General features: G+C 68.8%; 8 protein-coding genes. 6 read left to right on the top strand and 2 right to left on the bottom strand.

The genetic code is table 11. The features are described from left to right. Position 1: 1 nt before the first annotated feature. On the bottom strand, positions 2-511 hold the full coding sequence (locus tag KZ491_RS07360; RefSeq protein WP_246606613.1) for a hypothetical protein: 510 nt from the start codon (positions 509-511) through the stop codon (positions 2-4). Between the two features lie 66 nt (positions 512-577). Between KZ491_RS07360 and KZ491_RS07355 the strand changes: the two genes are divergently transcribed. Both KZ491_RS07355 and KZ491_RS07350 read left to right on the top strand, forming a co-directional pair. Continuing rightward, the gene (locus tag KZ491_RS07355; protein ID WP_222565176.1) at positions 578-2,788 is read left to right on the top strand and encodes a RelA/SpoT family protein; all 2,211 of its coding nucleotides are present in this window, start codon (positions 578-580) and stop codon (positions 2,786-2,788) included. Continuing rightward, positions 2,772-4,268, top strand: coding sequence for a tetratricopeptide repeat protein (locus KZ491_RS07350; protein WP_222565175.1), 1,497 nt, complete (start codon positions 2,772-2,774; stop codon positions 4,266-4,268). The genes KZ491_RS07355 and KZ491_RS07350 overlap by 17 nt, the downstream gene beginning before the upstream one ends. A 6-nt stretch (positions 4,269-4,274) precedes the next feature. Here the strand turns inward: KZ491_RS07350 and KZ491_RS07345 are convergent, their stop codons facing one another. Next, positions 4,275-6,377 (bottom strand): glycosyltransferase, encoded by a 2,103-nt coding sequence (locus KZ491_RS07345; protein WP_222565174.1) that lies wholly within the window; start codon positions 6,375-6,377, stop codon positions 4,275-4,277. Between the two features lie 143 nt (positions 6,378-6,520). Here KZ491_RS07345 and mrcB point away from each other — a divergent pair, with 143 nt between their 5' ends. Genes mrcB through tsaB form a run of 4 tightly spaced genes read left to right on the top strand, consistent with a single transcriptional unit; the run spans position 6,521 to position 12,327 of the window. Then, the gene (gene mrcB / locus KZ491_RS07340) at positions 6,521-8,953 is read left to right on the top strand and encodes a penicillin-binding protein 1B (RefSeq protein ID WP_425493104.1); all 2,433 of its coding nucleotides are present in this window, start codon (positions 6,521-6,523) and stop codon (positions 8,951-8,953) included. Further along, a complete protein-coding gene (locus KZ491_RS07335; RefSeq protein ID WP_222565173.1) occupies positions 8,950-9,471 on the top strand; it encodes a hypothetical protein in 522 nt (173 codons plus the stop codon). Before mrcB ends, KZ491_RS07335 begins: the two co-directional genes overlap by 4 nt. 1 nt (position 9,472) lies before the next feature. Beyond that, the gene (gene yoaA, locus KZ491_RS07330) at positions 9,473-11,602 is read left to right on the top strand and encodes a DNA repair helicase YoaA (protein WP_222565172.1); all 2,130 of its coding nucleotides are present in this window, start codon (positions 9,473-9,475) and stop codon (positions 11,600-11,602) included. Beyond that, positions 11,599-12,327, top strand: a complete 729-nt coding sequence (tsaB, locus tag KZ491_RS07325; RefSeq protein WP_222565171.1) for a tRNA (adenosine(37)-N6)-threonylcarbamoyltransferase complex dimerization subunit type 1 TsaB — start codon at positions 11,599-11,601, stop codon at positions 12,325-12,327. The genes yoaA and tsaB overlap by 4 nt, the downstream gene beginning before the upstream one ends. Positions 12,328-12,361 lie beyond the last annotated feature (34 nt).

Below are 12,361 nucleotides of genomic sequence, written 5' to 3'. Positions count from 1 at the left end.
CTTACTTGGTGCGCTCGACCTTGGCCCGGCTGCCGTAGCCCTCCACCTGCAGATACCAGGCGGTGCCGATCAGACTCGGGGTGATCCGGATCTGCGGGTTGTCGAGCTTTACCCCGTACAGCGTCGAGTCGTCGGTCTGGCGCCAGACCTGGCCGTTGTCGAGGGTGAAGCTGCGCCCTTTACCGAATCCGTTGAACGCGCCCTGCAACCGGGCCTCCACCGGCTCACGCGCGGCGCTGCCGCCAAATCCGAGGTTCCAGCGGTTGACCTTCTCCTCTGCGGCTTTGGCGGCCTTGGTCACCTCGATGTCCATGGTGCGGTTCAGCCAGTCGTTGAGGTTGGCCAGCTGCGCGGCGTCCAGCCGGTCCAGGCCCGCCGCGCGGAACTGCTCGGGTGTCATCTGCTGTTCGATACGTGTCGGCTCCTGCGCCATGCCGGCGGCGGCCATGAGCATCGCAGTGGCAAAAACCAGGGGAACAAGGCGGCGTGGAGCGCGAGGGATGGCGTACATGGGCTGTTCCTGCAGACGGTTGGTCGCTAGTGTAGTCAGTCCTCCAGGTCGATATGAAACACTGCGATGAAGCCGCCCGCGCGCCCTTCCCCGGCCATCGCCGGTCCGACGGCAGCTATCGGGCCGCATGCCGGCCCGGTCGATGCGTTGCGCGCGCTGCTGGAACAGCCACCGGCCGATGCCATCTCAGCCCCGCTGCTGGCGCGCTTGCGGGACGGTGCAGCCACTACGCCCACCGCCGCCGATGACCCGCGCGACCCGGCGGATGTCGTACGCGGGATGCTGCGCGCGTTGCAGCGACTGGACGCCGACAGCGATAGCCTGGCTGCCGCAATCCTGCACACCTACCCGCGGCTGCTGGCGGCGCTGGGACCGAAGTTCGAGGCAGAAAATCCGTCCATCGCGACCTTGTTGGACGGCCAGCGCGCCTCCGCCCAGGTATGGGTATTGCACGCCGAGCAGCAGGGCCGGAGTGGCAGCGAGGGCTTGCGCCGGCTGTTGCTGGCCATAGTCCGTGACATGCGGGTGGTGCCGATCCTGCTGGCACGCCAGCTGGCGCGCATGCAGCAGGCCGCCAGCCTGCCCGAGGATCGCCGCCTTGCGCTGGCGACCCTGGCCCGCGACATCCACGCACCGCTGGCCAACCGGCTCGGGATCTGGCAACTGAAGTGGGAGCTGGAAGACCTCGCCTTCCGCTATCTGCATCCCGACACCTACCGTCAGATCGCCCGGCTGCTGGACGAGAAGCGCGGCGACCGCGAACGCTACATCGAGGAAGTCCAGCAGACCCTGCGCGAGGCACTGGACGCGCAGGGACTCGAGGCCGACATTGCCGGCCGGCCCAAGCACATCTACAGCATCTGGAAGAAGATGCAGCGCAAGCAGGCACCGATCAGCGAGCTCTACGACCTGCGCGCGGTACGCATCCTGGTGGACGACGTGGCCGCCTGCTACGCCGCCCTGGGCGTCGTCCACGCCACTTGGACCCCGATCCCCAGCGAGTTCGACGACTACATCGCCCGCCCCAAGCGCAACGATTACCGCTCCCTGCATACGGCGGTGATCGGGCCGGAAGGCAAGACCCTGGAAGTGCAAATCCGCACCGTGGAAATGCACCGCCAGGCCGAACTTGGTGTGGCCGCCCATTGGCGCTACAAGGAGGGTTCCGGCGGCGACGCGGCGTTTGACCGCAAGATCGCGTGGATGCGCAAGCTGCTGGAGCAGGCCGATGAGGGCGGCGCCGACGATGCGGCCCTGGCGCGCGAGCTGGATACCGAGCTGGTTGAGGACCGGGTCTACGTGCTGACGCCCAAGGGCGAGGTGATCGATCTTCCCGCCGGCTCCACGCCGCTGGATTTCGCCTACCGGGTGCACACCGAGGTCGGCCACCGTTGCCGTGGCGCCAAGGTGGATGGGCGGATCGTGCCGCTCGACCATCGCCTGCACAGCGGCGACCGGGTCGAGATCATGACCGCCAAGACGGGTGAGCCGAGGCGCGACTGGCTGATTGAATCCAACGGCTTTCTCGCCAGCAGCCGCTCGCGGGAGAAGGTCCGCAACTGGTTCCATCGCCTCGACCGCGAACGCAATGAAACGGCCGGCAAGGAGCTGCTGGAGAAGGAGCTGCGCCGAATGGGCCTGCTGGGGGCGGACCTGGCGCCTGCGCGCGAGCGTTTCAGCCTGGCCAGCGACGGCGAGCTGTATGTGCTGGTGGCGCTGGGCGACATCGGGCCGCATCAGGTGGGACGTTTGCTGCAGGACCATCAGCGGGCCCAGAGTGCGCCGGCGGCGGCTGAACCTGCGCCTGCGCCGGTGCGCACGCGGCGGCGTTCGGCGAGCAAGGCCCGCGACTTCACGGTGCAGGGCTTGGGCAACCTGCTGGTGCAGCCGGCGCGCTGCTGCCAGCCCCTGCCTGGCGAGCCGATTGCCGGTTACCTCACCCGCGGGCGCGGGGTGACCGTGCATCGGCATGGATGCGCCACGCTGCAGCGTCTGGCGGACAAGGACCCCGACCGCATGCTCACGGTGGAGTGGGGCGCAAGCAGCGGCTACGAGGTCGACATCGAAGTGCTGGCGGTGGACCGCAAGTGGCTGTTGAAGGAGGTGACCAACGTCATCGCCCAGGCCAACGTCAACATGGGCGGCATTCGCAGCGATTCGCAACACCACCGGATGCGCATCCGGATGCGCGTCAAGGTCGAGGATTTCGATCAACTGTCACAGTTGCTGGGGAAGCTGGGTGCCGTGCCGGGAGTGGAGCATGCGCGCCGCTGCTGACCCGCGCGTAAGTGGCACACGACGCTGGGGCAGCTTGGCCCTCGGCGTTCTTCTCGCCGCGGCGCTGCTGTGGTGGCACCGGCCGATCTCCGAGGCGATCTGGCCCGATACCCGTGTCCAGCAAATGCAATCCGACGCCGCCCGTGCGCTCCAGGCCGGCGAGCTGAGCCGGCCGGACGGCCGCGGCGCACGCGAGCTCTACGAAGCCGCGTTGGCCCTGGACCCCGATCGTGGCGACACCCGCGACGGATTGATGCAGGTGGGCGAGGCGGCGTTGGCGCGTGCCAACGCACAGATCGACGGCGGCCGACTGGACGAGGCGCGCTTGTCACTCCAGCTGGCACGCGAACTGGCCATGCCGCGAGCCGCGACCGAAGAAGTCGCCGCCCGGCTTGAGCGCACCCGCGACAGCACGGGCAATGTCGAGCGACTCATTCGCCGTGCCGACGCCGCGCGCGCCGCGGGCCGCCTCGATGGCGACGGCGACGCGGCACTGCCGCTGTACCAGCAGGCGCTCGCCCTGCAGCCCAACCACGTTGGTGCCCTGGAAGGGCGCGAGGACGCGCTGTCGGACCTTCTGCAGAAAGCCACCCGAGTCAGTGACACCGGCGACCTGCCTGCCGCGGCGACCCTGGTGGAGCGCGCACGCGAGGTCGATCCGGGCCACATCGACCTGCCGCGGGTGGTCTCGCTGCTCGCCAGCCGGACCGACCAGCGCCTGCAGGAAGCCGACGCGGACCTCGCCCGGGGACGCCTGGAGCGCGCTCAGGAAGGCTACGACATGGTTGCCGCCGTCCAGCCCGGCAATGAGGCCGCCGCGCGCGGCCGACTGCGGGTCGCCACTGCCCACGCAGCGCTGAGCCGACGCCACGCCGCGGATTTCCGGATCCGCGAGGCGCAACAGGAGCTGGGCGCGGCCGCCGCCATCGCGCCGGATGCACCCGCGGTGATCGAGGCCAACGAGCACCTCGCGCAAACCCGCTTGCTGCAGGCTGGGCTGCAAAGTGACCTGCCTCCGGCGCAACGACGGAAACGGGTAAGCGAGTTGCTCGACGCCGCTGCGACCGCCGAGGCGCGCGGCGACCTGCTGTCGCCACCCGGTGACAGCGCCTACGACAAGCTGCGCATCGCCCGCGCGATTGCCGGCGATGACCCGGGCGTCATAGCGATGACGCGGCGCTTGCGTCCCGCCGCTCACGAGTGCTTCGTGACGGCCCTGCGGCGCAACCAGTTGGCCACCGCGGGCGGATGCCTGGATGCCTATGCGTTGCTGGAGGGCGAGGAGCACAGCGTGCGGGCCTCGCGTCGTCAGCTGGCGCTGCGCTGGATAGCGGTGGGCGACGAGCGCCTCGGCGCCGGTGACGTGCAGTTGGCGCGGCGCGCGTTGGCCATGGCGCGCTCGCTCGACCCGTCCGCCGACGGACTCGAGGCATTTTCCCGCCGTCTGGAACGTGCCTCGTTGCCGCCGCGCGAGGACTGAAACGGCTCATCCGCGCCCGAGCAGTACCCGCCGGACCACCGCGCGTCCGGCATCCAGCGAGAAATGGCGCTGGATATTCTCCCGCCCGTTGCGGGCCAGCTGATGCCACAGGTCCGGCTCGCGGTAGACACGAAGTACCGCGGCGGCGAACCCCGCGGCATCGTCGGCCACCAGCACGTCCTCGCCGTGTCGCAGGTGCATCCCCTCGATCGCGCAGGCGGTCGCGACCACCGGCTGGCCATGGGCCATGGGCTGGTTCACCTTGCCCTTGACTCCGGCGCCGTAGCGCAGGGGGGCAACCGTCAAGCGCACCCCCGCCAGCAACGGTGTCAGGTCCGGCACATGGCCGTGCACGATCACCCCCGGCTGCGCTGACAACGCCTGGACCTCGGGCGGTACATCGCCGCCGATGCAATGGAATTGCAGCGCCGGCTCCTGCGCGCGCAGCAACGGCCACACTTTCTCGACGAACCAGCAAGCCGCATCGACGTTGGGCGGGTGGCGGAAACCACCGACAAACATCACGTCGCGGCGCTGCTCATACGGCAAGCCTTCGCCGCCCATCCGGTGCAGGTTGGACAGCACCTCGACGCGGCTGTCGGGCAACTCCCGGGCCAACAGGTCACGCTCGACCTCGCTGACCACGAAGGTGGCATCGCTGCGGGCGATTACGTCCAGCTCGCTGCGCCGGGTGCGCAACGCCGCACGGGCCCGTGCCGGGTCCTTGGCCAGTTCCGCACCGCGCTGCTCGCGCAGGTAGTGCAGATCGACCGTGTCCAGGATCACCCGCGCCTGCGGTGCATGCCGGCGCAGCAGGGGCAGCACCTCGCGCATCACGTAATGGCGGCATACCAGCACGCTGTCAAAGCGCGGCCCGTGCTTGCGCAGCCATGTGGGCAGCGGCTGCGCGAACGGGGCGTACCAGACTTCGATTCCCAGCTGCTGCATCTCGCGGGTGTAGTCGCCGGCGTGGCCGCGGTCGGCGGGGAGGAATACGACATGCGCCCCTTCTTCGCGCAGCATCAGCATCAGGTTGAGCAGCCGCAGCGACGCCGAGTCGCGGTCCGGACGCGGGCTGAAGGCATCGATGACCAGAACATTCTGCTTGCCGCGGTAGAGCGCCGCGCGATCGGCATCGGTGCCGGGCGCGGGCTGCGCCGTCAGTGCCGCCTGCCACTTGTCCGCAAACGTCTCCTGGTTGCGTATCTGGTACGCCTTCGGGCCGTGGCGCACATCAGTCCCCGCGGTGGCGCCCTCCAGGTGGACGACTCGCGCTGCCGGCTGGTAGCGGACTTTCAGGCCAGCAGCGCGCACTGCAAATGCCAGGTCCGTGTCTTCGAAGTAGGCCGGCGAGTAGCGTGAGTCGAAACCGCCCAGTTCTGCGAACAGTGAACGACGGATGGCGATCGCAGCGCCGGAGCAATAGTCCGCTTCGCGCACAAAGGCGTGCCGGGGCGCATCCGGGGCCTCAAAGCGTCCGTAGTTCCAGCCACTGCCATCGGCGAACACGATGCCTCCGGCTTCCTGCAGGCGGCCATCGGGATAGACGAGCTGAGCGCCGGCCAGGCCGGTGTCGGGAAATCGACCGAAGGTATCCAGCAGCCGGTCGAGCCACCCGGGCTGCGGAATGGTGTCGTTGTTGAGAAATACGACGAACTCGCCCCTGGCAAGCGACGCGCCGTCATTGCAGGCAGCGATGAAGCCTTGGTTGTCCGCGCGCCTGTGGTAGCGCAGTCCCTCGATCGCCGGCAAAACAGTCCCGCTGCCGTCGCTGCTGCCGTCGTCGACAACGATGATCTCTATCGCCGCGCGCGGCGGATGGGCCGCCAACGCGCGCAGGCATCCCAGGGTGTGCTCGAGCTGGTTGAAGACCGGGATGATGATGCTCGCGCGAGGGTCGGCGCTCGACGGGACACGCGTGGGTGCCGCGCCGGACGCTTCGGGCAGGTACAAGGAAGCCATTTGCGCCTGCGCTACGGGTTTTAGCTGCGTGATCGCCCGGCGGACGGATGCCCGCACGCCCCGCGTGCGCAGGCTCGTCAGGCCGCGCTGGAGCAGGCCGCTGGCACGGTCGAACAGGAACCGCAGTTCGGCCCGCGATATCGGCATCTTGCAACTCCGTTTGTGAGGATCCACCCGGCACCCATCGTCCGGCTGGGCGCTGAACCTGCATCAAATCGGCCAATGCCGACCCGCAGGGTCGCCTGCTGCGGCTGCGTTAGACTCGGGTTTGTGAGGGCGCAGCCCTGTCATTGTCCCATGCCGTGGCCCGAATCGATTACGACGAAGACGATGTTGAACAGGGTGATTTGCCCGGGCCGCGCTGGCCGCGCCTGCTGTCGACGGCGGTCCTGGCCACCATTGGCCTTGGCCTGGGCTTCCTGATTCCCTATTCGCTCTACCTCAATCACGAGGTCGGGCAGCGCTTTGACCAGTTGCGCTGGCAATTGCCGACCCGCGTGTATGGCCGCCCGCTGGAACTGGCCCCGGGCGTGGCGATGGATGCCGACACGCTGGAAGTCGAACTCCGCGCCTCGGGCTATCACGCCGGCGATGGCGTGCGCCCGGGCACCTACTTGCGGGATGACGCGGAGTGGAAAATTTCCAGTCGCGGCTTCAACGACGTCGACGGGCCGGTCGCCCCGCGGATGGCCCAGCTCACCCTGGGCCGCGGACGGGTGGCGAAGCTGGAGGCCACCGGCGGCAAGGACGCGCCGCCCCGGCTGCGTCTGGATCCCGCCCGCATTGCCACGCTGTACGGGCAGAAGCAGGAAGAGCGCCGGCTGGTGCAGTTGGACGAGGTGCCCGAGTTGCTGGTCACCGGCCTGCAGGCGGTGGAGGATCGCGACTTCGCCAGCCACCACGGCATCGACCTGTCAGGCATCATTCGCGCCGCGTGGATCAACATGCGCTCGGGTGAAGCGCGCCAGGGCGCGAGCACGCTCACCCAGCAGTTGGCCCGGAGCGGCCTGCTCGGCATCGGCCGCGAACAGACCTATGCCCGCAAGTTCAACGAGATCATCTACGCGCTGCTGATGGAGGCGCGCTACGACAAGCGGTTGATCCTGGAGGCCTACTTCAACCAGGTCTACATGGGGCAGCGCGGCGCCCAGGCCATCCACGGCATGGCAGCCGCGTCGGAGTTCTGGTTTGGCCGCGACCTGGCCGACCTCAATACCGAGCAGATCGCGCTGCTGATCGGGATCGTGCGCGGACCGTCGTACTACGACCCGCGGCGCAACCCGGAGCGGGCGACCGAGCGGCGCAATTTCGTCCTCGACAAGATGCTGGAATCAACCCTGATCGATGCCGCCGAACACGAGCGCGCCCGCGAGGCGCCGCTGGGGATCAGCACCGATCCAGGCCGCACCTCGGCCAACCGGTTCCCCGCCTACGTCGATCTGGTCAGGCGCCAGCTCGCCCGTGACTATTCCTCCGAGTCGCTTGCCGGCGCAGGCCTGAGCGTGATGACCGCGATGGCGCCGTCCGCGCAGGCGTACGCCGAAGGTGCGGTGATCAAGACCCTGAAAGGCCTGGAGGCGAAGAATCGACCGGCGTTGCAGGCCGGCGTGGTAGTGACGGATGTCGAGCACGGCGACGTGATTGCGGTGGTTGGCAGCGGTACCCCCGCACAGCCCGGCTTCAACCGGGCGATCGAAGCCCAGCGTCCGGTCGGTTCGTTGATCAAGCCGTTTGTCTATCTGCTGGCCCTGGCCAGTCCGCAGCAATGGTCGCTGGCCAGCTGGGTCGACGACTCACCGGTCACCGTGACCCTGGGCAACGGGAAGCGTTGGACTCCGGGCAACTCGGATGGCCGCAGCCACGGCACCGTGCGCCTGATCGATGCGCTTGCGCGTTCCTACAACCAGGCGACCGTCCGCGTCGGCATGCAGGTCGCTCCGGCACGCATCGCCGAACTGGTGCACACGCTTGCCGGCATTACCGCCGAGCCGAATCCGGCATTGATCCTTGGCTCCCTTGACCAGAGCCCTTACGCGATGGCCCAGCTCTACCAGTTCCTGGCGTCGGGCGGCGAGATCCAGCCCTTGCACTCGGTACGCGGCGTACTGGACACCGAAGGGAAGGCGCTCAACCGCTATGACGATCGTCCCGACGCCGCCCAGGAAGGGGACATGGTCTTCGCCCGGCTGGTCACCATCGCATTGCAGAAGGCGATCACCGCTGGCACCGGTCGGCAACTGGTGGCGGACGGCCTGGGCCACCTCAATGCCGCGGGCAAGACGGGCACCAGCAACGACGGCCGCGACAGCTGGTTCGCCGGCTACACCGGCGATCACCTCGCAGTGGTCTGGGTCGGCAACGACCAGAACGAGGCCACAGGCTTGTTTGGTGCCACCGGCGGCATGCGGGTGTGGTCCAACTTGTTCAAGCTCCTGCCCAGTGCGCCGCTCAAAGTGGGCGATGAAGGCATCGACTGGCAGTGGGTCAGCGGCAGCAATGTGAGCGATGCCAGTTGCCCCGGCGCCACCCGCTTCGCCTTCGCAGATGGTTACGCGCCCGCGTACATGCCCTGCCGGCCGCCAGAACCGGAACTCCCGGTTGGAGCGCCAGCTCCCGATGACGAATCGGGTAACCGCGGTGGATGGCGGGAGTGGTTCGGCTTCGGTCGTGACCGACGCAACGACTCGCAAAACACCAGTGCGCAGCCACAGGAATCCCCATGACCCGTTCTGGATCAGCCGCCGCGATGGCGCTCGTGTTGATGCTGTCCGCGTGCGCTTCGGCGCCGCCCGACCCGCTTCCGGTCGCCGCAGCCTTCGATCCGGCGGCGATGATGGCTGCCATCGACCAGGCCGGCGTTGCCGACAGCCGTGAACTGGTGGTGCGTCCACTCACGGACGGCCGGATCGCCGGCGTCAAGGAGGATCTCGGTGACGTGCGCGCGCCGGAACGCTTGCTGGAAACGGGTCAGCAGCTGGACCGCGCGCTGGAATCCCACCCCGACGACGCCGAACTGCTGCAGTCCCGTGCCGAGAACGCGATCCTGCAGCGTGACCTGGCCACCGCGGAGCGAATGGCACGTCGCGCCGCCGCCGCAGGCGCCCAGGCAGGCCCGCATTGCCGGCGCCACTGGGAAACCGTGGTCCAGGTCCTCCAGGCGCGCGGCGCCGATGGCGATGCGCTGGCCACTGCCAAGGCCAGCCTGGATGCATGCACCGTTGCCGCACCGCCAAGGTATTGAAATGAGCGTCGCCTCCAGCCGCCTGGCCCAGGCCGCCCGCGCCGCGCTCAGCGAAGGTGGAGACCTGGCCGGCAACATCCCCGCATTCGTCCCGCGTGAGGCGCAACAGGACCTCGCCACCGCGATTGCGCACGCGTTCGACACCCGTGGCGTGCTGTTGGCGGAGGCGGGCACCGGCACCGGCAAGACCTTCGCCTACCTGGTGCCGGCAATCCTGTCGGGGCAGAAGACCATCGTCTCCACCGGCACGCGCGCGCTGCAGGACCAGCTCTATCACCGGGATCTGCCGCGCGTGCGCGAGGCGCTGGGGATCGGTCTGAAAACCGCGCTGCTGAAAGGGCGCTCCAACTACCTGTGCCATTACCGGCTGGAGCTGGCCAAGGGCGAAGGCCGGTTCGCGAACCGTGAGACCGCCGCGCAGTTCCAGCGCATCGTCGCCTGGGCCGGGCGGACCCGGATGGGCGATCTGGCCGAGCTGGAAACCCTGCCCGATGACTCCCCGCTGGTGCCGCAGGTCACCTCGACCGCCGACAACTGCCTGGGCAGCGAGTGCCCGTTTTTCTCCGAATGCTTCGTCGTCCAGGCGCGCCAGCGTGCGCAGGCGGCGGATCTGGTGGTGGTCAACCACCACTTGCTGCTGGCTGATCTGGCGCTGAAACAGGAGGGCTTCGGCGAGATCCTGCCCGGCGCCCAGGCGTTCGTAGTCGATGAGGCCCACCAGTTGCCCGAGCTGGCCGCCCAGTTTTTCGGTGACGCGCTCAGTGCACGCCCGCTGGTCGAGCTGGCCCGTGACGCATTGGCCGAATGCAAGCAGGTTCCCGCTGCCTTGGCGGTGCTGCAGGAGCCGGCGCGTGCGCTGGAACAGGCGGTCCGCGGCCTGCGTGCGGCCATGGATGATTTGCCGGTGCGCGGTACCCGCCTTCGTGCCGCCGAAGATCCGGTCGCCGAGGCCGGTCTCGATGCCTTGCTGGAGTCGCTGCGCGCTTTGCACGCGGCGCTGCTGCCGTTGCGTGAAGCCGCACCGGGTTTTGACAGCTGCACGGCGCGCGCGCGCGAGTTCGAGATGCGGCTGTTGCGCTGGCGCGACGGGACCGATGCGGCGAGCGATCCGCACCCCGTGCCGGATGCGGACAGCGACCCCTTCGAGGAGGCGAACCCAGGGCCGCCCGCGAATCAAGGCGAGGACGGTGTCGTTCCTGCCGATGCCGACGACCGGGCCCCGTTGACTGCCGATAATGCTCCCAGCGTGCTGTGGTACGAGCTGACCGCACGCGGCTTCCGCCTCAGCCGGACGCCGCTGGACGTGGCTGGTCCGCTGGCCCAGCACCGCGCACGCTCGCATGCGGCGTGGGTTTTCACCTCCGCGACGCTGGCGATCGGCGGACGCTTCGAGCATTACGCCATCAAGCTCGGCCTGCGCGAACCGACAACGCTTCTCGCTCCCAGCCCCTTCGACTGGGCGCAGCAGGCGCTGTGCTACCTGCCGCCGGGCTTGCCTGAACCGTCGGCCCGGCACTACACCGAATCCATAGTGTCGGCGATACGGCCCGTGCTGGAAGCCTCCGGCGGGCGTGCCTTCGTGCTGTTTGCCTCGCATCGTGCGCTGCGCGAGGTGGCGGGGCTCCTGCGCGACGGGCCATGGCCGCTGTTCGTCCAGGGCGAAGCGCCGCGTTCCACTTTGCTGGAGCGCTTCCGTGCCTCCGGCAACGGCGTGTTGCTCGGTGCGGCCAGCTTCCGCGAGGGCGTTGATGTCGCCGGGGATACGCTCAGCGTGGTGGTCATCGACAAGCTGCCCTTCGGCGCGCCGGATGATCCGGTGTTCGAGGCCCGGCTGGAGGCGATCCGCCGCGCCGGCGGCAACCCGTTCCGCGACGAGCAATTGCCGCAGGCGGTGATCGCGCTCAAGCAGGGTGCCGGGCGCCTGATCCGCAGCGAAACCGATCGCGGTGTACTGGTCCTGTGTGACCCGCGACTGGTGGCGAAAAGCTACGGCAAGGTGTTTCTCGATTCCCTGCCGCCATTGCCGCGCACGCGGCACATCGCCGATGTGCAGGCGTTTTTCCGCGACAGCCAGCTTGGCGAAGCTGGGACAGAGCCGGCTGCGGCGCGAGAGACAGGGGTGCTGCTGTGAAATTGCTGGCGTTTGAACTGGCCACCGAAGCGTGCTCGGTCGCGGTGTGGATCGACGGCGAGGTGCATGAGCGTTTTGAGATCGCGCCGCGTCGCCATGCCGAGCTCGCGCTGCCATGGGCGGATGCGATGTTGGCCGAGGCGGGTATCGCCCGCGCACAACTGGACGCCATCGCCGTGGGGCGGGGCCCAGGGGCATTCACCGGGGTGCGGCTGGCGATCGCGATCGGGCAGGGCATCACCCTGGCCCTGGACCGGCCGATCTTCGCGGTGTCGACGCTCGCGGCGCTGGCGCTCGCCGCCGTGCCGGCGGGCGATGACGCGCAGCAGGAGCAGCGCGTGCTGGCGTCCATCGATGCGCGCATGGGTGAGGTTTACGTGGGGGCGTTTCGCGTGCACGACGGTGATGCAACCCTGATCGGCCGTGAGGCCGTGCTGACACCCGATGCTGTCGTGCTGCCCGACAGGGACGCGGGCTGGCTGGCTGCCGGTACCGGCTTCGCCGCCGCCGCCGGCGCGCTGCGTGAGCACCTGGCGGCACAGCTGGCGCGGGTCGATGCCGAAGCCCTGCCACGCGCCGGAGATGTTGCGAGGCTGGCGGCAAAGATGTCGCTGCGCGGCGAGGCGTCTGCGCCCGAAAGGGTCGAACCGGCCTACCTGCGCAACCAGGTTGCGCTGACGATCGCCGAGCAGAAAGCGCTGCGCGCGCAAAAAGAGCGGAACTGAGTGCGAGCGCCCCGGCGCGACGTCGCCCGCGCCC

The organism is Novilysobacter antarcticus, assembly GCF_019802285.1.
Taxonomy (GTDB): Bacteria; Pseudomonadota; Gammaproteobacteria; order Xanthomonadales; family Xanthomonadaceae; genus Novilysobacter; species Novilysobacter antarcticus.
Note: the sequence above shows the minus strand (reverse complement) of the source record. Positions and strands in the feature narration are given on the sequence as shown.